Here is a 25,911-nt window from a genome sequence, read left to right as displayed (position 1 = left end):
GGCGTCTCACCGCAGCCGACGGCGGGCGAGGACGGCCTGGAGGCGCGGCTCACCCCCGCCTAGCGCGTCGCGGTGGTCGTGCGGTCGCGACCCGTCAGGTCGACGTGCGTCTCCGGGGTGCGGAACCCCCGGCCCGCCAGGACCTGCCGGACGCCGGCGCCCTGCGGCTCGGCGTGCTCGATGACCAGTGCTCCCCCGGGCACCAGCAACCGCCAGGCCGTCTCGGCGAGGGCGCGCACGGCGTCGAGGCCGTCCGGCCCACCGTAGAGCGCCATCGCCGGGTCGTGGTCGCGGACCTCGGGGTCGACCGGGATCGCGTCGTCCGGCACGTACGGCGGGTTCGACACGACGACGGAGACGGTGCCGTCGAGTTCCGGCAGCGCGTCGGCGAGGTCGCCCTCGACGAGCCGCACGGTCCCGCCGTGGGCATCGACGTTGCGCCGGGTCCAGGGCAGCGCCTCGGGCGACCGCTCGACCGCGTAGACCACGGCGTTCGGCACCTCGGTGTCCATCGCGATCGCGATCGCACCGCTTCCGGAGCCCAGGTCGACGGCGATCGGCTCGGGCACGGCGGTCGCGCGGAGGGCGTCGATGCCGAACTGGACGACGCCCTCGGTCTCCGGACGGGGCACGAACACGCCCGGTCCGACGGCCAGGGTGAGCGCGCGGAAGTACGCCTGCCCGGTGATGTGCTGCAGCGGCTCACGGGTGGCTCGGCGGGCGACCGCGTGCCGGAAGCGCTCGACGTGCTCCGGGGCGATGCCGCCGCCGATCAGCGCCCGGGCCTGGACAGCACCGCGCGAGGTGTCGGTCGCCCACGCGAGCAGCAGCTCGGCGTCGACCCGGGGCGTGGGGACGCCGACGGCGACGAGCGCCGCGGTCGCCTGCTCGAGCAGGCGATCCGCGGCGTACGTGAGGGGCGTGTCGGCGGTGATACGGGCCTCCAGGCTGGGTGTGCGGTTACGCGTCCTGGTCGCCGATGGCGGCCAGCCGCGCCTCTTCGTCCGCCTGGATGGCGGACTGGATGACGGGCTCGAGGGCACCGTTCATCACGCGGTCGAGGTCGTACGCCTTGTAGCCGGTGCGGTGGTCCGCGATCCGGTTCTCCGGGAAGTTGTACGTGCGGATGCGCTCCGAACGGTCCATCCCGCGGATCTGCGACTTGCGCGCGTCCGAGGCGATCGCGTCGAGCTCCTCCTGCTGGCGCGCGAGGATGCGTGCACGGAGCACGCGCATGCCGGCCTCACGGTTCTGCAGCTGCGACTTCTCGTTCTGCATCGCCACCGTGATGCCCGTGGGCAGGTGGGTGATGCGGACCGCGGAGTCCGTCGTGTTGACCGACTGGCCGCCAGGGCCGGAGGACCGGTAGACGTCGATCTTCAGGTCGTTCTGGTTGATCTGGACCTCTTCGGGCTCGTCCACCTCGGGGAACACCAGCACGCCGGTGGTCGAGGTGTGGATGCGCCCCTGCGACTCGGTCTGCGGCACACGCTGGACGCGGTGCACACCGCCCTCGTACTTCAGGTGTGCCCAGACGCCCTGGGACGGGTCGGTCGTGTTCGACTTGATCGCGACCTGGACGTCCTTGTAGCCACCCAGGTCGGACTCGGTGCGCTCGAGGAGCTCGACCTTCCAGCCCTTGGTCTCGGCGTAGTGCGAGTACATGCGCAGGAGGTCGGCCGCGAACAGCGCCGATTCCTCGCCGCCCTCGCCGCCCTTGATCTCCATGATGACGTCGCGGCCGTCGTCCGGGTCGCGCGGGATGAGCAGCCGCCGGAGACGCTCCTGGCGCTCCGACAGCTGCTCCTCGAGCCCGGGGACCTCGTCCGCGAACGCCGCGTCCTCACGCGCGAGTTCCTGGGCGGCGGCGAGGTCGTCCCCCGCCGCCTGCCAGGCCTCGTACGCGGACTTGATCTGGTTGAGCTCGGCGTACCGCCGGTTCACCTTCTTCGCCCGGGCCGCATCGGCGTGGAGCGCGGGGTCCGACAGCTGCTGCGTCAGGTCCTCGTGTTCCGCCAGCAGCCCCGCTACCGACTCGAACACGCGTTACTCCTGGTGGCCGTTGTGGTGGGCGCCGGTCGAGGGGACCGACTTCTGCACCTGCACCAGGAACTCGACGTTCGACTGCGTCTCCTTGAGGTTCCGCAGCACGATCTCGAGGGCCTGCTGCGGGTCGAGCCCGGCGAGGGCCCGGCGCAGACGCCAGGTGATCTTGACCTCGTCCGCGGAGAGCAGCTGCTCCTCGCGACGGGTACCCGAGGCGTTCACGTCGACCGCGGGGAAGATCCGCTTGTCGGCGAGGTGGCGGTTCAGGCGGAGCTCCATGTTTCCGGTGCCCTTGAACTCCTCGAAGATGACCTCGTCCATCTTGGAGCCGGTCTCGACGAGCGCGGTCGCGAGGATGGTCAGCGAGCCGCCGTCCTCGATGTTGCGCGCGGCGCCGAAGAACCGCTTCGGCGGGTAGAGCGCCGCCGAGTCGACGCCACCGGAGAGCACGCGGCCCGACGGCGGGGTCGACAGGTTGTACGCACGGCCCAGGCGGGTGATCGAGTCGAGCAGCAGCACGACGTCGTGGCCCAGCTCCACCAGGCGCTTCGCACGCTCGATGGCGAGCTCGGCGACGGTGGTGTGGTCCTCGGCGGGACGGTCGAAGGTCGAGGCGATGACCTCGCCCTTCACCGTGCGCTGCATGTCGGTGACCTCTTCGGGCCGCTCGTCGACGAGGACGACCATCAGGTGCGCCTCGGGGTTGTTCTTGGCGACGGCGTTCGCGATGGCCTGCAGCACGACGGTCTTGCCGGCCTTCGGCGGGGACACGATGAGACCGCGCTGGCCCTTGCCGATCGGCGACACGAGGTCGATGATGCGGGTCGACAGCTTGCCCGGCTCCGTCTCGAGGCGCAGGCGCTCGTTCGGGTACAGCGGGGTGAGGTCGTTGAAGTCGACACGGGCCGCGGCCTCGTCGGCGGACTGGCCGTTGATCGACTCGACGGCGACGAGCGCGTTGTACTTCTGACGGCTCTGCTGCTCGCCGTCACGCGGCTGCTTGATCGAACCGACGACGGCGTCGCCCTTGCGCAGGTGGTACTTCTTCACCTGGCCGAGGGAGACGTAGACGTCGCTCGGGCCCGGCAGGTAGCCGGTGGTGCGGACGAACGCGTAGTTGTCGAGGACGTCGAGGATGCCCGCGATCGGGATCAGGACGTCGTCCTCGGTGACCTCGGGCTCGAAGTCGTCGTTCTGGCCGCCACGGCCGCGCTTGCGGTCGCGCTGGCGACGGCTGCGGCCGCTCTCGGCCTCGTCGGCGTGCTGTTGCTGTTGCTGCTTCTGCTGGCCGCTGGTCTGCTGCTTCTGCTGACCGGCGTTCTGCTGCTTCTGGTCGGACTTGTCGTCCTGCTTGGCGTCGGCCTGCTTCGGCTGGTCGTTCTGCTTGCCGTTCTGCTGCTCGCCGCCGTTCTGCTTCTGCTGGTTCTGCTGGCCGCCGTTCTGCTGGCCGCCGTTCTGCTGGCCGCCGTTCTGCTGGCCGTTCTGGTCGGCGCCGTTCTGCTTCTGCTGGCCGCCGTTCTGGCCACCGTTCTGCTGGTCGGCGCCGTTCTGCTGCTCGCCGTTCTCGGCGTTCTGGCCACGGCCGCGACCGCGACCACGGCTGCGACGACCGCGACGCGAGCCGCCCTCGCCCTGCTCGGAGTTCTGGTCGCCCTGGTCGTTCTGGTCGCCGGACTCGTTCTGGTCCTGGTCGGCCTGCACGGCGGACGTCGGGGCCTGCTGGCCCTGCTGGCCCTGCTGGCCCTGCTGCTGGGCAGCCTGGTTCGGCTGCTCGGCCTCGGCCGGTGCCGACGCCTGCTGGCCCTGCTCGGCGCCACGCTGCTCGGTGCGCTGCTCGGCGTTCCGCTGGCCACGGCCGCGGCGCTGCGAGCCGGACTGCGCGGCTTCCTGCGCGTCCTTCTCGGCGCGGACCTGGTCGAGCCCGGCGAGGAGGTCCTCGGTGCCGGTCTGACCGTGGTTGGTGTGCTCGGCGGCCGAGGTCGGTGCGGCGTTCACGGTGCCACCGGACGACGCACGGCGCGAACGACGGGCACGGCTCGGGGCTGCCGACTCGGCGGGTGCCTCGGAGTCGGCGACGGGGGCCTCGGCAGCGGGCTGCGCGGGCGTCTCGGCGGGTTCCGGCAGGGTCGGCTGCTCGGTGGCGGCCGGCTCGGCGGGGGTCTCGGGGACGACGGCGGCCGGGGCGGCCGGCGTCTCGTCGAGGGGGCGCTTGTCCTCGATGGAGGCGATCAGGTCGCCCTTGCGGAGCTTGGAGAGCCCGGTGATGCCGAGCGAGGAGGCGATGCGCTGGAGCTCCGGAAGACGGAGGGCACGCAGGTCGCTGGGGATCTCCACCTGGGCGGAGTTGTTGTCGGTCAAGGTCGGTGTTTCCTTTCGAACCGCAGAACGCGGAGAGTTTCCACCGTCCCGGATGCAGTGAGCATCGACCGCCGTTCAGACGACGGATCGGGATTCGGTGATCAGAAAGAGATGCACACTCGCGCACCGGACCCTGCGACGTCGTAGGAGCTGTCCTGGAGGACGAGCGATCCGTACGGTTACGCGGGTTCGGCTTCGAGCGCCGAGTGCGCTGCCACTGTAGCACCACCGAGATCGACGGCCAGCATGAGCGGCCGCCAGTCGGATTCGGCGTGTCGCTGGACCAGGTCGGCGGCGGTCAGCCGCTGTGCCGGGTCGCTGCCGAGGACGAGCAGGCTCGGCCCCGCACCGGAGACCACCGCGGCCAGGCCGTGCTGCCGGAGCAGCCGGATCAGGGCGTCGGTCTCGGGCATGGCGCTGGCGCGGTACGCCTGGTGCAGACGGTCCTCGGTCGCGGCGAGCAACAGCTCGGGGCTCTGGATGAGCGCCGCGACGAGCAGCGCCGAGCGGGAGACGTTGAACGCGGCGTCGGCGTGCGGGACCTGCTCGGGCTGCAGGGAGCGCGCGAGCTTGGTGGAGAGCGTCGAGGTCGGCACGAACACCACCGGGGCGACACCGCGGTGCACCAGGAGCCGTTTGTACGCCGGGCCCTCGGCGGTCATCCACGCGATCGTCAGGCCGCCGAAGAGCGCCGGCGCGACGTTGTCCGGGTGGCCCTCCATCTCGGTGGCCAGGGTCAGGAGCGTCGAGGCGTCGAGGTCGACGATGCCCTCGAGCAGGCCGCGGGCCGCCATCAGCCCCGCGACGATCGCCGCGGCGGACGAGCCGAGACCGCGCCCGTGCGGGATCGCGTTCGTCGCGTGCAGCTCGAGGCCGGGCTGGTCGACACCGGCGTGTTCGAACCCTCGGCGGACGGCACGGACGACCAGGTTCGAGTCGTCGGTGGCGACCTCACCGGCGCCGACGCCCTCGACCGTGACGGTCGCGCCGGGTTCGGGGCGCACGCGCACCACGACCTCGTCGTAGAGCGAGAGCGCGAGGCCGAGCGAGTCGAAGCCGGGGCCGAGGTTCGCCGACGTGGCCGGCACCCGGACGCGGACCGTCGATCCGGCCGGCAGTGTCCGGACCGCCCGTCCGGCCGGTACAGCGCTGCGGGCGGTGACGCCCTCCCCCGGTCCGGACGAGCGGTCGGAGATCACTGCTCGCTGACCAGACCGAGCACGTCGGCGATCGACTTCGTGTCGACCGGCACGCTCGTCGGGGTGACCTCGCCGCCGTCCGGCGTGCGGAGGGCCCACTGCGGGTCCTTCAGGCCGTGACCCGTGACCGTGATGACGACCTTCGCGCCCTTCGGCACGACACCGGCGTCGGCGCGCTCGAGCAGCCCGGCGACACCGATCGCCGACGCGGGCTCGACGAAGACGCCGACCTCGGCCGACAGGATGCGGTGCGCGGCGAGGATGGCCTCGTCGCTGATCGCACCGAAGTAGCCGTCGGTCTCCTGCTGCGCCTCGAGCGCGAACTGCCACGAGGCCGGGTTGCCGATGCGGATGGCCGACGCGATGGTGTCCGGGTGCCGGACGACCTCGCCGTGCACGATCGGGGCGGAACCGGCGGCCTGGAACCCGAACATGCGGGGCAGCTTGGTGCTCCGACCGGCGGCGACGTCCTCGCGGTAGCCGCGCGAGTACGCGGTGTAGTTGCCCGCGTTGCCGACGGGCAGGAAGTGGAAGTCCGGTGCGTCACCGAGGACGTCGACGACCTCGAACGCGGCGGTCTTCTGCCCCTCGATGCGGTCGTTGTTGACGGAGTTGACGAGGTGCACCGGGTAGTTCGCCGCCAGGTCGCGGGCGATGTCGAGGCAGTCGTCGAAGTTGCCCTGCACCTGCAGCAGCTGGGCGTCGTGGGCGACGGCCTGGCTGAGCTTGCCCATGGCGATCTTGCCCTCGGGCACGAGCACCGCGGCGGTGATGCCGGCGTGCGTCGCGTACGCGGCGGCCGAGGCGCTGGTGTTGCCGGTCGAGGCGCAGATGACGGCCTTCGCGCCGTGCTCGACGGCCTTCGAGATCGCCATCGTCATGCCGCGGTCCTTGAACGAGCCCGTCGGGTTCATGCCCTCGAACTTCACGTAGACCTCGGCGCCGGTGCGCTCGGAGAGCCGACGAGCCGGGATGAGCGGCGTGCCGCCCTCACCGAGGGTGACGATGGGCGTCGCCTCGGTCACGTCGAGTCGGTCGGCGTACTCGCGCAGGACTCCCTGCCACTGGTGGGCCATCAGGCTTCTCTCTCTGTCCGGTGGGGTGGATCTGGTGGTGGTTCGGCTCGGCGAGCCTGCTGGTCGGCCTGGAGGCCCGTGGTCGCGTCAGCGACCGACGACGCGCAGGACGCTGGTGACGTCCAGGACGACGTCCTCGCCGCGGAGGGCGACGACGGTGTCCGCGAGGTCGGCCTCGCGCGCCAGGTGGGTGCCGATGACGAGCGTCGCGGTCCCCTCGGCTGCGCCGGTGGTGGTCTGCTCGACCGTCTCGACGCTGACGCCGTGCTTGGCGAGCACGCCCGCGACGGTCGACAGCACGCCGGGTGCGTCCGTGACGTGCAGGGTGATCTGGTAGCTCGTGCGGACGGTGCCGATCGGGAACACCGGCAGCTCGGACTGCGTCGACTCGGCGACGCCCGGGCCACCGATGACGTGCCGACGAGCCGCGGAGACCAGGTCGCCGAGGACCGCCGAGGCCGTCTCGACGCCACCGGCACCCGCGCCGTAGAACATCAGGTCACCGGCGGCTTCAGCCTCGACGAACACGGCGTTCTTCGCTCCGTGCACGCTCGCGAGCGGGTGCGACTCGGGCACGAGGGCCGGGTAGACGCGGGCGCTGACGCCCTCGCGGCCGTCCTCGTCCGTCAGCCGCTCCGCGGTCGCCAGGATCTTCACGACGTAGCCGGCCTTGCGGGCGGCGCGGACCTGCTCGATCGTGACGTGGGTGATGCCCTCGCGGTGCACGGCGGCGAGCGGCACCGAGGTGTGGAACGCGAGCGAGGCCAGGATCGCGGCCTTCTGCGCGGCGTCGTAGCCCTCGATGTCGGCGGTCGGGTCGGCCTCGGCGTACCCGAGCTCCGTCGCGGTGGCCAGGGCGTCCTGGAACGTGGAACCCTTGCGGTCCATCAGGTCGAGGATGAAGTTGGTCGTGCCGTTGACGATGCCCATGATCCGGACGATGCGGTCACCGGCGAGCGAGTCGTGCAGCGGACGGATGATCGGGATCGCACCGGCCACGGCGGCCTCGTAGTAGAGCTGTGCACCGACCTGCTCGGCCGCGGCGAAGAGCTCCGGGCCGTGGGTGGCGAGCAGCGCCTTGTTGCCGGTGACGACGTCGGCGCCGGACTGCAGCGCCTGGAGCACGAGGGTGCGCGCCGGCTCGATGCCGCCGATGAGCTCGACGACGATGTCCGCGCCGAGGATGAGCGACGCAGCGTCCGTGGTGAAGAGCTCCGCCGGCAGGTCGACGTCGCGCTCCGCGTCCACGTCGCGCACGGCGATCCCGACGAGCTCCAGCCCGGCTCCGGCGCGCGAGGCCAGCTCGTCGCCGTGCTCGAGGAGCAGTCGCGCGACCTGGGAACCGACCGAGCCGGCCCCGAGCAGCGCGACACGGACGTTGCGGTATTCGATCATCTGGTAGCGGTTCCTGTCGATGGGGGCACGCCCTGCGGGGTGGGCGGACCCGGTCGGGTCGGGGGTCAGCGGCCGGTGCCCTCGGCGGGCACGGCGGCGACCCCGGTGTCACGGGCGAGCAGGTCGTCGATCGTCTCGCCCCGCACGAGGATACGGGCTGTGCCGTCCGCGACGGCGACGACCGGCGGGCGGCCCACGTGGTTGTAGTTGCTCGACAGCGCCCAGCAGTAGGCACCGGTGGCCGCCACGGCCAGCAGGTCGCCGCGCTGCACGTCGCCGGGCAGGTACTCGTCGTTCACCACGACGTCGCCGCTCTCGCAGTGCTTGCCGACGACGCGGCTCAGCACCGCTGGTGCGTCGGAGGTGCGGGCGAGCCGGGCCGTGTAGTCGGCGCCGTACAGGGCCGGACGGATGTTGTCGCTCATCCCGCCGTCGACCGAGACGTACGTGCGGGTCGCGCTGCCGCCGTCGTCGGTCTCGAGCGTGACGGGCTTGATCGTGCCGACGCGGTACAGCGTCACCCCGGGCGGGCCGATGACGTACCGGCCCGGCTCGACGGCGATGTCCGGCACCGGGATGCCGCGTTCGGCGCAGGCCTCGCCGATGATCGCGGCCAGTGCATCGGCGACGTCCTCGGGGGCGAACGCCGAGTCGGCCTCGGTGTAGTCGATGCCCCAGCCGCCGCCGAGGTTCAGCTCGGGCACCGGGCCGGTGGCGACGAGCGTCGCGTGCACGTCCATCAGCCGACGTGCGGCCTCGCGGAAGCCGGCGTCATCGAAGATCTGCGAACCGATGTGCGAGTGCAGGCCGACGAAGGCGAGCGAGGGCTCGGCACGGACGGCTGCCGCGGCGTCGACGGCCTCGGACAGCGGGATGCCGAACTTCTGGTCCTCGCGAGCGGTCGCCAGGTACTCGTGGGTGGACGCGTGCACGCCGGTGTTGATCCGGATGCGCACACGCTGCACGACCCCGGCGTCGGCGGCGGCGCGGGCGACGCGCTGCACCTCTTCGTGGCTGTCGAGCACGATCGTGCCGACGCCGACCTCGAGGGCACGGGCGATCTCGGCGTCGGACTTGTCGTTGCCGTGGAAGCCGAGCCGACCGGGGTCGATGCCACCGGCCAGGGCGACCGCGAGCTCACCGGCGGTGCAGACGTCGACGCGCAGGTCCGCCTCGGCCATCCACGCGACCACCTGCGTCGTCAGGAACGCCTTGCCGGCGTAGTAGACGTGCGCGTGACTGCCGATGCGTTCGAAGGCCTCGGTGAAGGCGTTCCGCACCCGCACCGCACGGGACTGCACGTCACGCTCGTCGACGACGTACAGCGGCGTGCCGAACCGGGCGACCAGGTCGGTCGCGCTGATGCCACCGATCGCCAGGGTGCCGTCGTCGGTCCGCGTCGCGGACGCGGGCCAGATGCGGTCCACCAGTTCGGAGGCGTCCGTCGGGAACCGCAGCCGCGGCGGTGCAAGGGGGTTCTCGCTCACGGGACCCGATCCTACCGACGCGAGCCACGCCTCCCGGGCCGCGTTACGCACCCGTCCGCTCAGCGGCAGCTGCCGACGGTCCGCAGGCCGTCCTCGGTGAGCGGCAGCGCGTCCGCGGTGATGCGGACCGTCGCGTCCGACTTCGACACGTCGAGTGAGCGCACCCGCAGCGCCTCGGGCAGGAACTGCGCGGTGCAGACCTGCACCGGGACGCCGGTGACGCCCGGGATCGAGTCGACCTTCAGACCGAGGTCGGAGTTCGTGATCCGGACGCTCTCCGGGGTGATCGAGATGCCGCGGCCGTCGTCCTGCGCGACGACGGCACCCTTGGCGGCGTACGTGATGTCGTAGCCGAGCACCGACGACGACCCGGTCAGCTCGACCCCACCGTCGGCCAGGCTGAGGCGGTCGAAGAGCGGGCTGTACTTCGCCAGGTCCTTGACGCTCGACGACGCCAGGGTGACCGTGCCGTCGACGTCGCGGACGTCACCCTTGCCGTCCACCGGGACGTCCTGCGCAGTGACGTCGGCGGCGAGCGGGATGCCGTCGACCGTGAGCTTCTCCGAGGAGATCTCGACGCGATCGAGCGTGCCGCTGATGAGCTGCGGGATGACGATGCCCTCGGCGTGCGCGTCGACCTGGCCGGTCGTGCCGTCGGGCAGCGACTGCTCGACCTGCTGGGCGATGATCCGGTCGACGACGCCGCGCAGCACGAACTCGGCGACGACGACGAGGCCGGCGAGCACCACGACGAGCACGAGCAGGACGACGGGCCAGCGGCGGCGCTTGGTGGGGCGTTCGGTGGCTGCAGGCATGCGTCCTAGCCTGCCAGCCCGGTCTGCGGCGCAGCTGCGGCCGGGCGCGGGCAGGCGCGGCCGGGCTGCGGCCGGGCGCGGCCAGGACGCAAAACACGGTGTTCGCGCTCGACACCCCGGAATGCGGGTGTTCGGTGCGCGAACACCGGTGTCTTTCGGAAGGGGCGACCGCTACATGCGGGACGGAGCCGACACGCCGAGCAGGCCGAGGCCGTTCCGGACGACCTGGCCGGTGGCGTCGTTCAGCCACAGGCGCGTGCGGTGCAGGTCGGTCACGGGCTCGTCGCCGAGGGGCGTGACGCGGCAGGAGTCGTACCAGCGGTGGTACAGGCCGGCCAGCTGCTCGATGTAGCGCGCGATGCGGTGCGGCTCGCGCAGCTCGGCGGCGTGCCGGACGACCCGCGGGTACTCGGCGAGGGCTCCGAGGAGCGCGCTCTCCGACTCGTGGGTCAGCAGCGAGGCGTCGAACACCGACCGGTCGACCCCGGCGGCCGCGGCGTTCCGGGCCACCGACTGCGTGCGGGCGTGGGCGTACTGCACGTAGAAGACGGGGTTGTCGTTCGTGCGCTTCGTGAGCAGGTCGAGGTCGATGTCGATCGCGGTGTCGCTGGCGAAGCGGACCAGGGCGTAGCGGCCGGCGTCGACACCGACGGCGTCGACCAGGTCCTCCATCGTGACGATGGTGCCGTTGCGCTTCGACATGCGCATCGGTTCGCCGTCCTTGAGCAGGTTGACCATCTGCCCGATCAGGATCTCGAGGTTCTTGCCCGGCTCGTCGCCGAACGCGGCGCACATCGCCATCAGCCGGCCGACGTAGCCGTGGTGGTCGGCGCCCAGCATGATCAGGTTGCGCTCGAACCCGCGCTCGCGCTTGTCGAGGTAGTACGCCAGGTCACCGGCGATGTACGCGGGTTCGCCGTCCGACTTGATGACGACGCGGTCGCGGTCGTCGCCGAAGTCGGTCGTGCGGAGCCACTCGGCGCCCTCGGCCTCGTACATCACGCCGGCCGACCGCAGCCGGGCGATCGCACGCTCGACGGCCTTCGACTCGTGCAGGGCGTTCTCGTGGAAGTAGACGTCGAAGTCGACGCCGAAGTCGTGCAGCGACGACTTGATGTCCGCGAACATGAAGTCGACGCCCTCGCGGCGGAAGAGCTCCTGCGCCTCGTCGCGCGGCAGGTCGCGGACGTCGGTGCCCGGCTCGAGGGTCGCGATGACCCGTGCCGCGATCTCGGCGATGTAGGCGCCGCCGTAGCCGTCCTCGGGCGTCGGCTCACCGAGTGCGCTGGCGACGAGGGAGCGGGCGAAGCGGTCGATCTGCGCGCCGTGGTCGTTGAAGTAGTACTCGCGGGTGACGAGTCCGCCCTGCGCCTGGAACACGCGGGCCAGGCTGTCGCCCACTGCGGCCCAGCGGACGCCGCCCATGTGGATCGGGCCGGTGGGGTTGGCGGAGACGAACTCCAGGTTGATCCGGACGCCGTCGTACAGGTCGCCGGTGCCGAAGGACTCGCCGCCGTCCACGATGGTGCGCGCGATCTCGCCAGCGGCGGCCGCCTCGAGCGTGATGTTGATGAAGCCGGGGCCGGCGACGTCGACGGAGTCCACACCGTCGAGCTCGGTCAGCTCGCCGGCGATCTCGGTCGCGAGCTCGCGCGGGTTCGTGCCGAGCCGCTTCGCGAGCTGCATGGCGGCGTTCGAGGCCCAGTCGCCGTGGGCGCGGTTCTTCGGACGCTCGAGCACCACGTGGGACTCCTCGATCGTCACGGTCTCGGACGCGCCTCGGCGCTCGACGATCCCGGTCAGGATCGACAGGTACGCGGCGGAGAGTTCGGCAGGAGTCACGAGGACCGATCCTACCGGGACGCCCAGGTCCGCACCGGTCGATGCAGCATCATGTCGGGATGACCCCCCGCAGCCGTGCCCGGGCGCTCACCGTCGCCACCCTCACCACCGCAGCAGCCGTCGTGCTCGCCGGGTGCTCGGGCGGCGGGGACAGCACCCCGTCGGCCAGTGCGACCCCCGCGGGCAAGCCGGTGTCGCAGACCTGCGGGGAACTCCTGCCGATGAGCGCCCTGTCCGTGTACGGGCAGACCTTCGAGCTCGACGACTCGTTCACACCGGCGAAGGGCTCCCCCGCCGCGACCATCGCGAAGCAGCAGGGCCGCGTCTGCCGGTTCGTGAGCACCGACGCGGACGCCACGGCGATCACGTTCGCGGTCGCCGACCTGCCTGAGAAGTCGCTCACCAACCTGAAGGACGCCCTGTACGAGCGGGGCGGATCGGTCCCCACCTACCGCGTCGAGGGGTACTTCGCCCTGAACGGTGCCGTCGGCCGGGCGGATGCCTTCGCCGACCCGTACTGGATCACCGCGCAGTCGACGCTGTTCACCGAGCCGGGTGGGGCGCAGCCCGTCGTCGACGCGGTGCGGGCCGCGCTGCAGCCGTCCGCGACGGGGTCGGCGACGCCTGCGGGCTGACGTACGCGGGCCGGCACGGTGCGCGGTCCGCCACCCGGTGCGCGGTTGCGTGCCCGGTGCGCGCTTCCAGCGCCGCACGGAACGCAGAACCCCGCACCGGAACGCAACCCGCGCAGCGTGCGGACGGGAGGCCCGTGGCGGGCCCGCACCGCGCCTCCCGTCCGGCGACCCCCGCGTCCACAGCGCGACACGCGCTGTCCAGGACCACCCACCGGACCTGCTACGGTTGTTCACACCCCTTGGCCCCCATAGCTCAGGGGATAGAGCACTGCCCTCCGGAGGCAGGGGCGGAGGTTCGAATCCTCCTGGGGGCACTGGACACACCCGCGCAAGCAGACGTCTTCACTGCGCTCTGTCGGCTGCACGATGTCGCCTGCGGCGACCTTCCCCCGTTGGGGCTCCTCGTCGAGTGAGCAGAACGCGACGGGTCGAGGCGGGTGACCCGACGTCTTCTGCTCACTCGGCGCGCGACGCCCCGCCCCGCCCCGCCCCTGCGCTACCCCGTGTTTCCGAGCGGGACACCTCGGTCCCCTAGGATCACGGGCCGGTCGTCCCGCACGCGACCGGGAAGAGGCCTCGATGACCACCGGCACCGGGAACGCGCAGCTCGAACTCGCCCGCGGCGGCGACGCACCCGCCCCACGGACCCTGTTCGACGTCCTTTCGGCGACCGCGGCGACCCATCCGGACGCCACCGCGCTCGAGGACCCCGCCGGCAGCGTCGACTACGCCGCCCTGCTCGACCTGGTGCACGCGCAGGCCGACGACCTCGCACGCCGGGGCGTCCGGCGCGGGGACCGGGTCGGGGTGCGGATCCCCTCCGGCGGGCGCGACCTGTACCTGTCGATCCTCGCCGTGCTGGCCGCCGGAGCCGCCTACGTGCCCGTCGACGCCGACGACCCCGAGGAACGCGCCAACCTGGTGTTCGGCGAAGCCGGTGTCGTCGGGGTGATCGGTGCCGGCGGCGTGCTGCGCGACCGCGACGGCGCCGAACTGCCCGTGACCGACCCTGCGGCGAGCGCCGAGCTCCCCCGCGAGACCGACGACGCGTGGATCATCTTCACGTCCGGGTCGACCGGGGTGCCGAAGGGCGTGGCGGTCACCCACCGCAGTGCTGCGGCGTTCGTGGACGCCGAGGCGCGGATGTTCCTGCAGGCGGCGCCGATCGGTCCGGGTGACCGGGTGCTGGCGGGGCTGAGTGTGGCCTTCGACGCGTCGTGCGAGGAGATGTGGTTGGCGTGGGGGCACGGTGCCGCGTTGGTGCCGGCGCCCCGGTCGCTGGTGCGGACGGGGGTGGACCTGGGGCCGTGGCTCATCGCGCACACGATCACGGTGGTGTCGACGGTGCCGACGCTCGCGGCGTTGTGGCCGGACGATGCGCTGGAGCAGGTGCGGCTGGTGATCTTCGGTGGTGAGGCGTGCCCGCCGGAGCTGGCGGCGCGCATCGCGAGTCGTGACCGTGAGGTGTGGAACACGTACGGGCCGACCGAGGCGACGGTGGTGGCGTGCGGGTCCCTGCTCGACGGGAGCCAGCCGATCCGGATCGGGTTGCCGCTGGACGGGTGGGACCTGGCCGTGGTGGACGGTGCCGGGCAGCGGGTGGAGCCGGGCGATGTCGGTGAGCTGGTGATCGGTGGGGTCGGGCTGGGGCGGTACCTGGACCCGGCGAAGGACGCGGAGAAGTACGCGCCGTTCCCGGAGCTCGGGTGGGAGCGGGCGTACCGGAGCGGGGACCTGGTGCGGTACGAGCCCGAGGGCCTGGTGTTCCAGGGGCGTGCGGACGACCAGGTGAAGCTCGGCGGTCGGCGGATCGAGCTCGGTGAGATCGATGCGGCGCTGCAGGCCCTGGACGACGTTGCGGGTGGTGCTGCGGTGGTGCAGCGGACCCCGGCGGGGAACCAGGTGCTCGTCGGGTACGTGGCGCCGGTGGCGGGGGCGACGGTGGACGTGGCGGCGGCGAACGCACGGTTGCGCCAGGAGTTGCCGGCGGCGCTGGTGCCGTTGGTGGCGGTGGTGGAGTCGCTGCCGACGCGGACGTCGGGCAAGGTCGACCGTGCGGCGCTGCCGTGGCCGTTGCCGGGGGCGACGGACGCGGCGATGCTGCCGGACACGGTGGCGTGGATCGCCGAGCGGTGGTCGGCGATCCTCGGGGTGCCGGTGGCGAGCGTCGACGACGACTTCTTCGCGCACGGCGGTGGGTCGTTGACGGCGGCGCAGCTGGTGTCGGCCATCCGTGAGCGGTTCCCGACGACGACGGTGGCGGACGTGTACGACCACCCGCGGATCGGGGCGTTGGCGGCGGCGCTGGACGAGTCCGGGCCGGTCGAGGCATCGTCGCGCGACGTGGCGCCGGTCCCCCCGGCGACGGGGCTGCTGATGACGCTGCTCGGGCTGCCGGTGCAGGTGCTCCGCGGGCTGCGGGTGCTGACCTGGACGGCCCTGGTGGCTGCGGTGCTGCACGCGACGACGTTGCCGTTCCTGCCGGTGCTGCCCTGGCCGGTGCTGGTGCTGATGCTCCTGGTGTTCGTGACGCCGATCGGCAAGATGGCGCTGACGGTGGTGCTGGCGCGGCTGCTGCTCGCCGGGGTCGGTCCGGGCTCGTACCCCCGTGGGGGTTCGGTGCACCTGCGGGTGTGGTTGGCCGAGCGCATCGCCGAGGCGGTGGACGGCCCGTCGACCGCGGGTGCCCCGTGGATCAGCTACTACGCACGGGCGCTCGGTGCGCGGATCGGGCGGGACGTCGACCTGCACACGCTGCCGCCGGTGACCGGGATGCTGACGATCGGCAAGCGCGCGTCGATCGAACCCGAGGTCGACCTTGCCGGGCACTGGCTCGACGGCGACGTGTTCCACCTGGGGCACGTCCGCATCGACGACGACGCGGTCGTGCGGAGCCGGACGACGCTGCTGCCGGGGGCGCACGTCGGCGCGGGTGCCGAGGTGACGGCGGGTTCCGCCGTGGGCGGTCCGGTGCCGGCGGGCGAACGCTGGGCGGGGGCGCCGGCGGAACGCGTCGGGTCGGCTCGCGGCGACCGGGAGTCCCGCCCTGCGGTCCGTCGCCGCTGGCTGCTCGCGTACGGGGCCGGGTCCCTGGCGGTGGCCGGGTTGCCGGTGGTCGGTGTCGCGGTCGGACTGCTGGTCGCCCTGGCCCTGGTGGGGCGGGCGTCGGCCCTGGGCGACGCGGTGCTCCGCGCGCTGGTGACGGTCCCCCTGGCGACGGTCGTCGCCGGTGCGGTGTACGCGCTGCTGGTGGTGGTCGCGGTGCGGTTGCTCGGCGTCGGCCTGCACGAGGGGCGGCACCCGGTGCGCTCCCGGATCGGCTGGCAGGTGTGGTCGACCGAGCGGGTGCTCGACGCGGCTCGGACCCTGCTGTTCCCGCTGTACGCCTCGCTCGTGACGCCGGTGTGGTTGCGCCTGCTCGGCGCCCGGGTCGGTCGGGACACCGAGATCTCCACGGTGCTGCTCATCCCGGCGCTGACGCAGATCGCGTCGGGGGCGTTCCTGGCCGACGACACCATGGTGGCCACCTACGAACTCGGCGGCGGTCGGGTGCGGATCGGTCGGTCGAAGGTCGGCCGTCGGGCGTTCCTCGGCAACAGCGGGATGACGGGCGCCGGACGCTCGGTGCCGCGCGAGGCCCTGGTGGCGGTGCTGTCCGCCGTGCCGAAGAAGGCCAAGCGCGGGTCGTCGTGGCTCGGGTCGCCCCCGGTGCGGCTGCGGCGTGCGGCGACGGAGTTCGACGAGGCGCGCACGTTCCGTCCGTCCCGGCGGCTCAAGATCGCCCGCGGCTGCTGGGAGCTGCTGCGCCTGGTCGCCCCGATGGTGTCCGCCGCGATCGCGCTCGGCGTGGCCGGCACACTGCTGGCGCTGTGGTCGGCCGTCGGGATCGGGTGGACGGTGCTGCTCGCCGGTCCGGTGCTCATCGCCGCCGGTGCGGTCGCCGCAGTGGTGTCGACGATCGCGAAGTGGGCGTTCGTCGGCCGGATCACCGCCCGGGAGCACCCGCTGTGGTCGTCGTTCGTGTGGCGCAACGAGGTGCAGGACACCTTCGTCGAGACCGTCGCCCGGCCGTGGTTCGCCGAGCAGGCCACCGGCACCCCTGCTCTGGCCGTCTGGTTGCGGAGCCTCGGCGCGACGATCGGGCGCGGGACCTGGCTCGAGACGTACTGGCTGCCCGAGGCCGACCTGGTCACCATCGGGTCCGGGGCGTCGGTGGCGCGGGGCACGGTCGTGCAGACGCACCTGTTCCACGACCGCGTGATGCAGCTCGACACCGTCCGGCTCGACGCTGGCGCCACGCTCGGGCCGCACAGCGTGGTCCTGCCGGCGGCCGGCATCGGTGCCGGGGCGACCGTCGGACCGTCCTCGCTCGTGATGCGCGGTGAGCAGGTGCCGCCGGGGTCCCGCTGGGCCGGCAACCCGATCGCTCCGTGGACAGCGGCACCGCCCTCGGTGACAGCCCCACCGGCACCATGAGGTTGACTGTCCCCGTGCCCACCGATCCCGCTGCAGACCCCTACACCCCGCACAGCGGCGACCGACGGTGGAGTGCGGAGCACTACGAGCTCCGGCTCGACTACCGCGTCGCCACCAACCGCCTGGACGGCACCGCGACGATCACCGCGCGCGCCCTCGAACCCCTCGACAAGGTCGTCATCGACCTGCACGGGCTCACGGTCGACCGCGTCGACGTCGACGGCCGACGCGCCAAGAAGGTGTCGACCGCCACGCACAAGGTGACCGTCACCCCGGCCGAACCGATCGCCGCCGACACCGTGTTCAGCGTGCACCTGCGGTACCGGGGCACCCCGCACCCCGTGCGCAGCGCATGGGGGCAGCTCGGGTGGGAGGAACTCTCCGACGGTGTGATCGTCGCCGCGCAGCCCACCGGGGCGCCGTCGTGGTTCCCGTGCAACGACCGCCCCGACGACAAGGCCACCTACCGCATCGAGATCGCGGCCGAGGCTGCGTACGACGTCCTGGCGAACGGCGAGCTGCTCGCCAAGGAGCGTGACCGCGTCGGCACCCGCTGGACCTACGCCACCACCGAGCCGATGGCGACGTACCTGGCGACCGTGCAGATCGGCCGCTACCGCACCACGAAGCTGCGCACGAGCGGCGTCCCCGTGACACTGCACCACCCCGCCGACCTCGCCGCCGCCGCGAAGACCGACTTCGGCCAGGTGCCGGAGATGCTCGCGCTGTTCGGTGACCGGTTCGGCCCCTACCCGTTCGCGGCGTACGCCGTCGTGGTGACCGACGACGACCTCGAGATCCCGCTCGAGGCCCACGGCCTGGCGGTGTTCGGCCGGAACCACGTCGACGGCGAGCACGGCACCGACCGTCTCATCGCCCACGAGCTCGCCCACCAGTGGTTCGGCAACTCCGTGACCGTCACCCGGTGGCAGGACATCTGGCTGCACGAGGGGTTCGCCTGCTACGCCGAGTGGCTGTGGTCCGAGGACCGCGGCGACGACACCGCCGACGTGTTGGCCGAGCGGTACCGGCACGGACTGCTCGAGCAGCCGGAGGACCTGGTGGTCGGTGACCCGGGCGCGAAGGACATGTTCGACGACCGCGTCTACAAGCGCGGCGCCCTCGCCCTGCACGCCGTCCGCCGCACGTTCGGCGACGACGCCTTCTTCACCGGGTTGCGGAGCATCACCGAGCGGCACCGGCACGGATCCGTCACCGTGCCCGACGTGCTCCGTGCGTTCGCGGACGCCGCCGGCCGCTCGGTCGCGGACGTCGGTGCGGTGACCGGGCCCTGGGTCGACGAGGTGTCCGTGCCGGCGCTGCCCGCTGGCTAGCAGGCTTCGCCGCGTCGACTAGCCCGCCAGCTCGCCGTCGACCGGGTCGCAGCTGACCTCGGACCACACCGCGTCGAGCGACAGCCCGACCACACCGGCGACCGACGCGATCGTCGAGAACGCCGGCGTCGCGATGCGCCCGGTCTCGATCTTCCGGAGCGTCTCCGGCGAGATCCCCGCAGCCAGGGCGGTGTCCACGATCGACCGCGGACCCCGGGCACGACGGAGCAGCGCACCGAGGCGACGACCGCGCGCGACCTCGTCGGGGCGGAGTGGGAGACGGACCATGACCACATAGTAATACCGGTATGATCATCCGCGTGATCGAGATCCTGACCCCCGCCGAGGTCGACAAGGGCCGCGCCACAGGAGCCCTCGTCGGCACGATCCTGCAGACCCTGCGCGAACGCACCCGCGTCGGCACGAACCTGCTCGAGATCGACCGGTGGGCGAAGGAGATGATCGAGGCCGCCGGCGCCGACTCCTGCTACGTCGACTACGCCCCCTCGTTCGGCCGCGGCCCCTTCGGCCACCACATCTGCACCGCCGTGAACGACGCCGTCCTGCACGGGCTGCCCCACGATCAGGCGCTGCGTGACGGCGACCTGCTGACCCTCGACCTCGCGGTCTCCCTCGACGGCATCGCCGCCGACGCCGCGATCAGCTTCGTCGTCGGCACCGCGCGCCCCGAGGACACCGCACTCATCGACGCCACCGAGCGAGCGCTGGCCGCGGGCATCGCCGCCGCCGGACCCGGGGCACGCATCGGCGACCTGTCGCACGCGATCGGCACCGTGCTCGAAGCCGCGGGCTACCCGGTGAACGTCGAGTTCGGCGGACACGGCATCGGCTCCACCATGCACCAGGACCCGCACGTGTCGAACACCGGCCGTCCGGGCCGCGGCTACACGCTCCGACCGGGGCTCCTGCTCGCGCTCGAACCGTGGGTGATGGCGGACACCGACGTCCTGGTCACCGACCCCGACGGCTGGACCCTGCGGAGTGCCACCGGAGCGCGGACCGCCCACACGGAACACACCATCGCGATCACCGAGGACGGCGCCGAGGTGCTCACGCTCCCCCGCTGACCGTCCCGACCACGTCGACGGGCAGGCCACCCGCTGCGACGACGAGCACCACGTCCGGCGCGGGGAACAGCACGGTGAGCGGTTGTCCGACACCCTCGAAGCGGGCCGTGCCGCCGACCACGTCGACGTCCACCGCGAGCGGGTCGACGCGCAGCCCACGTCCGTCGCGTTTCAGCACGGCTTCCTTGGCCGCCCACGCGGCAGCGAGGAGCGCCGGGTCCCCGTCGGCCCGGAGCAGTTCCCCCGGTGTGAAGGCGTCGAGCGGCGCGGCGGCGACCCGGGACACCCGTTCGACGTCGACGCCGAGTGCCGCCGGTCCGACCGCGAGGGCGACGACGCCCGGTGCGCGCGACAGGCTCACGCCGACCGGGACGCCCGCGGCACTCGCCCACGGACGGCCGTGGTCGGTCCCCGCGCAGTGCGGACACACGCGCCCCGCGCGCACGGCGAGCGGCTCGGCACCCGTCGCCGACGCGACGGCGGCGACCAGTGCCTCCCGGTCGTCCGCGCGCGCAGCGCCCGGTGTCCGGATGGTCACCGTGACGGCCTGGAGGCGCGGCTCACCGAACCGGGCAGCGCCCGTCGGTCGTGTGGCCCGGCCCAGAGCGGATCAGGCGTGCGTCAGCGCGATGAGCGCGACGTTCATGGTGCTGTACTGACCCTCGGAGCGGGTCGCCTGGCGAACCCGTCCGCGCAGGACCTCGTAGCGGCCGTCGTGCTCGCGCACGAAACCGATCACGCCCGTCGCCGGAGTCGACACCCGGTGGTAGCCGTCCTCGAGCGGGACGACCTCGGTGCTCGTGGTGCGTTCCATCGTTCTTCCCCTTCCGTTCATCCTCGAACAGTGGCGCCAGCATACCCCGGTACGGGGGACAAGACGTCCACAGGAAGCACCCTCCGGAGCGTTCCCCCAGAGTCTGGCGGTGCCCCTGCGTGGCCTGGATAGACTCCGGGCGACAGCGCCCTCATGGCGCGGTCCGGGGCGGTGCCACGGGGTACCGACCGGCGACGGACGGAGGACGGATGCGAGCGGTCCAGCACGGATCGGACACGGACGGATCGAGCGGGCACAGGGGGACAACGCGGCTGTGGAGCCGTGTGACGGCCGCCCTCGTCGCGATGCTGATCGTCCTGGCTCCGGCAGCGACCGCCCACGCCACGGCGCCCGTCGACCTGGGCGGGACGTACGTCCTCGACGAGGCCGACGCGCTGACCGCACCACAGCAGGCGCGGGTCGAACAGGCCGTGCAAGACCTGTACGCCGAGACGCAGACGCAGCTGTACGTCGTGTTCGTGCCCTCCTTCTCCGATCCAACCGACCACACCGAGTGGGGTCGGGCGGTGCTCGAGAAGAACCAGATCGACAGCGGCGGCATCCTGCTCTCGGTCGCGGTCACCGAGCGCAACTACGACGTGCAGCAGACGAACGAGACCGCGATCTCGGAGTCCGACGTGCAGAACGCCGTCGACGATTCGCTGCTGCCCCGGCTCAAGCAGGATGACTGGTCCGGCGCCGCCGTGGCCTTCGCCGACGGGCTGACCCAGTCGCAGGCCCCGGTCGACCTCACCTGGCTGTGGATCCTGCTGCTCGTCGTGGTCGTCGGACTCGTCGTCGTGGTCCTGGTCGTCCGGACCCGCAACAAGCGCCGCACCGCAGCAGCCACCGAGGCACAGGAAGCCTCGCTCGCCGACCTCGAACGCACCGCCGGCGGGGCCCTGGTCACCATCGACGACGAACTCCGCACCGCCGAGCAAGAGGTCGGGTTCGCGAGCGCGCAGTTCGGCCCCGACGCCGCCAAGCCCTTCGCCGACGCCGTGCAGGCCGCCCAGCGCGAGGTCCGCAAGGCCTTCACGATCCGGCAGCAGCTCGACGACGAGATCCCCGACACCCCCCAGCAGCGCGCCGAGTGGGCGAACCAGATCATCGTCATCTGCGAACGGGCGCACGCCGCGATCGAGGAGCAGACCGAGGCGTTCGACCAGCTCCGCTCGCTCGAGGACGGCGTCGAGGACGCCGCCGCGTCGCTCGCCCAGGCCGTGGCCGCCGCACCGGCCTCGGTGGGGTCGGCAGCCGCCGCACTCGACCGCGTCCGCGCCCGCTACACCGGCCGCACCCTCGCCACCGTGGCGAACAACGTCGACCAGGCCCACCAGGTGCTCGCCTTCGCGACCGAACGCTCCAACGCCGCCACCGCCTCGATCGCCGCCGGCGACAAGGGCGAGGCTGTCGTCGCCGTGCGCGACGCCCAGCACGCCCTCGCCCAGGTGCAGCAGCTCACCGACGGCGCACTCGCCGCCGAGCAGTCCTTCGACGAGGCCACTGCACGCGCCGAGGCGATGCGCATCGACATCCAGGGCGACGTCGCCGCCGCCCGCAGCCTGCGCTCCGGCGGCCCGGACCTCGCCGCAGCGGTCACCCGCGCCGAAGCCGTGCTCCGCCAGGGGCTCGACCCGAAGGACCCGGTCGCCGCCGTCGACGCGCTGACCCGGGCGAACACCGAGATCGACCAGGCCATCGCCGCGGCACGGGGTGCCGAGGAACAGCGCCAGCGCGCCACCCAGGCACTCGACGCCGCCCTGCGCGACGCCCGGAACCGGATCAGCCAGGCCCGCGACTACGTCTCCCTGCACCGCGGCGGCATCGGCCCGACCGCCCGGACGCGACTGTCCGAGGCCCAGCGTGCCTACGACGACGCCGTCGAACTCGCCCCGAGCAACCCCGGCCAGGCGCTGAACGCCGCCCGCGCGGCCGAGCAGTACGCCGCAGCCGCGATGGACGCCGCGAACGACGACCTGGGCGGCTGGGGCGGCGGTCAGGGCGGAGGCGGTGGCGGCGCCCAGCTCGGCGGACTCGTCACCGGACTCGTCCTCGGCGGCCTGCTCGGCGGTCGCGGCGGCAGCTACGGCGGCGGTTCCTTCGGGGGCGGCGGCTTCGGCGGCGGCGGGGGCTTCAGCGGCGGTGGCGGCTTCGGCGGAGGTGGCGGCGGCGGGGGCGGCGGCTTCTCCGGCGGTGGCCGCTTCTGACCCGACGGACTCCCCCGGCACCCAGAACCAGACACGACCCGACCCGACAACACCGTCCACAGGACTTCCACGAAAGGGAACAGCAATGGCCAAGCAGACCATCTTCGGACGCATCTCCACCCTCGTGCGCGCGAACATCAACCAGATCATCGACGACGCCGAGGACCCGCAGAAGATGCTGGACCAGCTCGTCCGCGACTACACGAACAACATCGCCGACGCGAAGACCGCGATCGCGCAGACCATCGGCAACGTCCGCCTGCTCGAGCAGGACCACGAGGAGGACAAGAAGGCCGCGGTCGAGTGGGGCCAGAAGGCCGCCAACGCCTCCACCGCAGCCGACAAGTACCGCTCCGAGGGCAAGTCGGCCGAGGCCGACAAGTTCGACAACCTCGCCAAGATCGCGATCGGCAAGCAGATCGCTGCCGAGCAGGAGGTCAAGGACGCCGAGCCGAACCTGGCGTCGCAGAACGAGGCCGTCGAGAAGCTCAAGACCGGTCTCGCCGGCATGGAGCAGAAGCTCGAGCAGCTCCGCGCGAAGCGGGACAACCTCGTCGCCCGCTCGAAGACCGCCGAGGCCCAGTCCCGCGTCAACGACGCCCTCGGCAACATCGACGTGCTCGACCCGACGAGCGACCTCGGCCGCTTCGAGGAGAAGGTCCGCCGCGAAGAGGCGAAGGTGCTCGGCCAGCAGGAGCTGCAGTCGTCGAGCCTCGACGCCCAGTTCGAGAGCCTCGAGGACGTCGGCAAGGACGCCGAGGTCGAGGCACGGCTCGCCGCGCTGAAGTCCGGCGGATCCTCGAGCATCTGACGAACACCCTGACGACGCCGGACCCCAGCTGACAGACTGAGACGATGCACTTCCTCGTGGTCGGTCAGTGGCAGGGTTCGGCGTCGTCGCGCGCGATGCGCCTGGGTGACGGCGCGTCGGCGATCGCAGCCGACCTCCCCCGGGCGTCCACCACCGTGGTCGATGTCCCGGCCGGCGCCGGAGACCGCCTCGAGACCGCGGTCGCCCGCTACACCTCGGTGCTCGCCGTCGCCGAACGCGTCGCGGAGGAGACCGCCGTCGCCACCGAACCGGTGCTCGTCGTCGGCGGTGACGGCGCCAGTGTCCTCGGCACGACCGCCGCCCTTCTGCCGGACACCGCGTTCGTCCGGATCTCCGGCTCCAGCGGGTACCGCGCGCTCAACCGTGCCCAGCCCGTCGCCGCCGAGACCGCCGCCCTGCGTCTGCTGGTCGACCGCCCCGACGACCTGTTCCCCGGCCTGCCGGTGGTGCCGGCGTCCTCGGTCGTCGTCGCCGGGGTCCGCGGGGTCGAGGACGCCGAGCGCGCCGCCCTCGACAAGGCCGGGATCGTGCACCTCGACGTCGACGCCGCCACACCGGACGCCCTCGCCGCAGCGGTCGAGCGCACCGGTGCGTCGTCCGTCTTCGTGCACGTCGACCTCGACGTCCTCGACCCGTCCGAGGTCGACGGACTGCTCGAACCCGTGCCGTTCGGCCTCGACGGCGCAGCGCTCGTCGAGCGCATCCAGGCCGCGACGCGCGGCCGGCGCCTCGTCGGCGCCGCACTCACCGGGTTCGCGCCCGTCGACCCGGGCCGTGCAGTGGACGACCTCGGCGTGATCCTGCGCGTCGTCGGCGCGGTGACCAGCGCCTTCCGGGTGGGTTGACCACGCACCCCGCGCGCCCGGCGCACCCCATGCCGGTCCGCGTACGCTCGGCCGCATGACGGACTACGACCTCATCGTGATCGGCGCCGGCGCAGTCGGCGAGAACGTGGCGGACTACGCCAGGAAGCGCGACCTGTCGGTCGCCATCGTGGAGGCCGAGCTCGTCGGCGGCGAATGCTCGTACTGGGCGTGCATGCCCTCGAAGGCACTCCTGCGCAGCGGACACGCCCTCGCCGCGGCCAAGCGGCTCGACGGTGCGAAGCAGGCCGTGACCGGCACGCTCGACGCCGCCCACGTGCTGGCCCGCCGCAACTCGTTCACCTCGGACTGGAAGGACGACAGCCAGGTCTCGTGGCTCGAGTCCGCCGGCATCGACCTGATCCGCGGGCACGCCCGCATCACCGGACCGAAGACCATCGACGTCGACGGCGAGACGCACACCGCCCGTGCTGCCGTCGCGGTCGTCACCGGCTCCCTGCACACGCTGCCCCCGGTGCCCGGTCTCGCCGACGCGAAGCCGTGGGGCACCCGCGAGGGCACCAGCGCCCAGCAGGTCCCCGAGAGCCTGCTCGTCATCGGCGGCGGCGTCTCCGGCTCCGAACTCGCCACCGCGTGGGCCTCGCTCGGCGCGAAGGTCACCCTCGTCGCCCGGCACGGCCTGCTCGGCGGCATGGAGCCCTTCGCCGGGGAACTCGTCGCCGACTCCCTGCGCGAACTCGGTGTCGACGTCCGCACCGGCGTCAACCCGGTCCGCGTCGACCGTGACGAGCACGGCCTCGTCACGACGGAACTCGACGACGGCACCACGGTCATCACGAGCGAGGTGCTCGCCGCCACCGGCCGCGCCGCCCACACACGCGACCTCGGGCTCGAGACGGTCGGCCTGACCGCCGGAGACTGGCTCGACGTCGACGACACGATGCTCGTGCACGGCACCGACTGGCTGTACGCCGTCGGCGACGTCAACCACCGCGTCCTGCTCACCCACCAGGGCAAGTACCAGGCCCGTGCCGCCGGCGAGGCGATCGCCGCCCGGTACCAGGGCACGCCGCTGCACACCGAGCCGTGGGGTGCGCACGTCGCCACCGCCGACCACGCCGCCGCGCCGCAGGTCACGTTCACCGACCCCGAGGTCGCGAGCGTCGGCCTGACCGAGGCGAAGGCCCGTGAGCAGGGGCTGAACGTCCGCGCCGTCGAGTACGACCTCGGTGCGATCGCCGGGTCCTCGCTGCAGGCCGACGGTTACACGGGCCGCGCGAAGATGGTCGTCGACGAGGACCGACGGGTCGTCGTGGGCGTCACGTTCGTCGGCCAGGACGTCGCCGAGATGCTGCACGGCGCCACCGTCGCCGTCGTGGGCGAGGTCCCGATCGACCGCCTGTGGCACGCGGTGCCCGCCTACCCCACCATGAACGAGGTCTGGCTGCGCCTGCTCGAGACCTACGGCCGCCCGGCCTGA

The 25,911-nt window shown here is 72.5% G+C and carries 20 protein-coding genes and 1 tRNA gene; 9 read left to right on the top strand and 12 right to left on the bottom strand.

Annotation, left to right across the window (positions count from 1 at the left end):
• Positions 1-59 precede the first annotated feature (59 nt).
• The 9 genes from prmC to argS all read right to left on the bottom strand — a co-directional run bounded on the left by prmC (position 60) and on the right by argS (position 12,218).
• Positions 60-935 carry a peptide chain release factor N(5)-glutamine methyltransferase gene (prmC, locus tag ITJ50_RS11135; RefSeq protein WP_140448222.1) on the bottom strand — a complete coding sequence of 292 codons (876 nt, stop codon included), beginning with the start codon at positions 933-935 and terminating at the stop codon, positions 60-62.
• Positions 936-960: 25 nt separating this feature from the next.
• Positions 961-2,043, bottom strand: a complete 1,083-nt coding sequence (gene prfA, locus ITJ50_RS11130) for a peptide chain release factor 1 (protein WP_017885756.1) — start codon at positions 2,041-2,043, stop codon at positions 961-963.
• Between the two features lie 3 nt (positions 2,044-2,046).
• Positions 2,047-4,404, bottom strand: a complete 2,358-nt coding sequence (rho, locus tag ITJ50_RS11125) for a transcription termination factor Rho (protein ID WP_194590513.1) — start codon at positions 4,402-4,404, stop codon at positions 2,047-2,049.
• A 179-nt stretch (positions 4,405-4,583) separates the two neighbouring features.
• Positions 4,584-5,522: a homoserine kinase gene (gene thrB / locus ITJ50_RS11120; protein WP_071251731.1), complete on the bottom strand. Its 939-nt coding sequence runs from the start codon at positions 5,520-5,522 to the stop codon at positions 4,584-4,586.
• 77 nt (positions 5,523-5,599) lie between these two features.
• Positions 5,600-6,679, bottom strand: coding sequence for a threonine synthase (gene thrC, locus ITJ50_RS11115; RefSeq protein ID WP_017885759.1), 1,080 nt, complete (start codon positions 6,677-6,679; stop codon positions 5,600-5,602).
• Between the two features lie 87 nt (positions 6,680-6,766).
• On the bottom strand, positions 6,767-8,074 hold the full coding sequence (locus ITJ50_RS11110; RefSeq protein WP_071251721.1) for a homoserine dehydrogenase: 1,308 nt from the start codon (positions 8,072-8,074) through the stop codon (positions 6,767-6,769).
• 65 nt (positions 8,075-8,139) lie between these two features.
• Complete coding sequence (lysA, locus tag ITJ50_RS11105; RefSeq protein WP_071251722.1) at positions 8,140-9,561, bottom strand: diaminopimelate decarboxylase; 1,422 nt, start codon at positions 9,559-9,561, stop codon at positions 8,140-8,142.
• 59 nt (positions 9,562-9,620) lie between these two features.
• Complete coding sequence (locus ITJ50_RS11100; protein ID WP_017885762.1) at positions 9,621-10,376, bottom strand: LmeA family phospholipid-binding protein; 756 nt, start codon at positions 10,374-10,376, stop codon at positions 9,621-9,623.
• 171 nt (positions 10,377-10,547) lie between these two features.
• Positions 10,548-12,218 carry an arginine--tRNA ligase gene (argS, locus tag ITJ50_RS11095; RefSeq protein WP_194590512.1) on the bottom strand — a complete coding sequence of 557 codons (1,671 nt, stop codon included), beginning with the start codon at positions 12,216-12,218 and terminating at the stop codon, positions 10,548-10,550.
• A gap of 59 nt (positions 12,219-12,277) precedes the next feature.
• Here argS and ITJ50_RS11090 point away from each other — a divergent pair, with 59 nt between their 5' ends.
• From ITJ50_RS11090 to ITJ50_RS11075, 4 genes are all read left to right on the top strand, one after another.
• Positions 12,278-12,853, top strand: coding sequence for a hypothetical protein (locus ITJ50_RS11090; protein WP_194590511.1), 576 nt, complete (start codon positions 12,278-12,280; stop codon positions 12,851-12,853).
• Between the two features lie 242 nt (positions 12,854-13,095).
• A tRNA-Arg gene (locus ITJ50_RS11085) sits at positions 13,096-13,167 on the top strand.
• A gap of 265 nt (positions 13,168-13,432) precedes the next feature.
• Entirely contained in the window at positions 13,433-17,329 is a 3,897-nt protein-coding gene (locus ITJ50_RS11080; protein WP_194590510.1) for a Pls/PosA family non-ribosomal peptide synthetase, read from the top strand.
• 14 nt (positions 17,330-17,343) lie between these two features.
• Positions 17,344-18,663 carry a M1 family metallopeptidase gene (locus tag ITJ50_RS11075; RefSeq protein WP_323749905.1) on the top strand — a complete coding sequence of 440 codons (1,320 nt, stop codon included), beginning with the start codon at positions 17,344-17,346 and terminating at the stop codon, positions 18,661-18,663.
• Positions 18,664-18,681: 18 nt separating this feature from the next.
• Here the strand turns inward: ITJ50_RS11075 and ITJ50_RS11070 are convergent, their stop codons facing one another.
• On the bottom strand, positions 18,682-18,951 hold the full coding sequence (locus ITJ50_RS11070; RefSeq protein ID WP_031259117.1) for a helix-turn-helix domain-containing protein: 270 nt from the start codon (positions 18,949-18,951) through the stop codon (positions 18,682-18,684).
• A 32-nt stretch (positions 18,952-18,983) separates the two neighbouring features.
• Here ITJ50_RS11070 and map point away from each other — a divergent pair, with 32 nt between their 5' ends.
• The gene (gene map / locus ITJ50_RS11065; protein ID WP_031259118.1) at positions 18,984-19,751 is read left to right on the top strand and encodes a type I methionyl aminopeptidase; all 768 of its coding nucleotides are present in this window, start codon (positions 18,984-18,986) and stop codon (positions 19,749-19,751) included.
• Here map and ITJ50_RS11060 read toward each other — a convergent pair.
• The gene (locus ITJ50_RS11060) at positions 19,735-20,289 is read right to left on the bottom strand and encodes a 4'-phosphopantetheinyl transferase family protein (protein ID WP_194590508.1); all 555 of its coding nucleotides are present in this window, start codon (positions 20,287-20,289) and stop codon (positions 19,735-19,737) included. The genes map and ITJ50_RS11060 overlap by 17 nt on opposite strands.
• Positions 20,290-20,361: 72 nt before the next feature.
• The gene (locus ITJ50_RS11055; protein ID WP_017885770.1) at positions 20,362-20,565 is read right to left on the bottom strand and encodes a hypothetical protein; all 204 of its coding nucleotides are present in this window, start codon (positions 20,563-20,565) and stop codon (positions 20,362-20,364) included.
• A gap of 284 nt (positions 20,566-20,849) precedes the next feature.
• Between ITJ50_RS11055 and ITJ50_RS17650 the strand changes: the two genes are divergently transcribed.
• From ITJ50_RS17650 to ITJ50_RS11035, 4 genes are all read left to right on the top strand, one after another.
• Positions 20,850-22,775: a TPM domain-containing protein gene (locus ITJ50_RS17650; protein ID WP_194590507.1), complete on the top strand. Its 1,926-nt coding sequence runs from the start codon at positions 20,850-20,852 to the stop codon at positions 22,773-22,775.
• An 85-nt stretch (positions 22,776-22,860) separates the two neighbouring features.
• Complete coding sequence (locus ITJ50_RS11045; RefSeq protein ID WP_017885772.1) at positions 22,861-23,586, top strand: PspA/IM30 family protein; 726 nt, start codon at positions 22,861-22,863, stop codon at positions 23,584-23,586.
• Between the two features lie 44 nt (positions 23,587-23,630).
• Entirely contained in the window at positions 23,631-24,452 is an 822-nt protein-coding gene (locus ITJ50_RS11040; RefSeq protein ID WP_194590506.1) for an arginase family protein, read from the top strand.
• A gap of 55 nt (positions 24,453-24,507) precedes the next feature.
• Positions 24,508-25,911: a dihydrolipoyl dehydrogenase family protein gene (locus tag ITJ50_RS11035; protein WP_194590505.1), complete on the top strand. Its 1,404-nt coding sequence runs from the start codon at positions 24,508-24,510 to the stop codon at positions 25,909-25,911.

The organism is Curtobacterium sp. VKM Ac-2889 (assembly GCF_015350855.1).
Classification (GTDB): domain Bacteria; phylum Actinomycetota; class Actinomycetes; order Actinomycetales; family Microbacteriaceae; genus Curtobacterium; species Curtobacterium poinsettiae.
The sequence above is the reverse complement of the archived record's forward strand: the minus strand, read 5'-3'. Positions and strand labels throughout refer to the sequence as shown.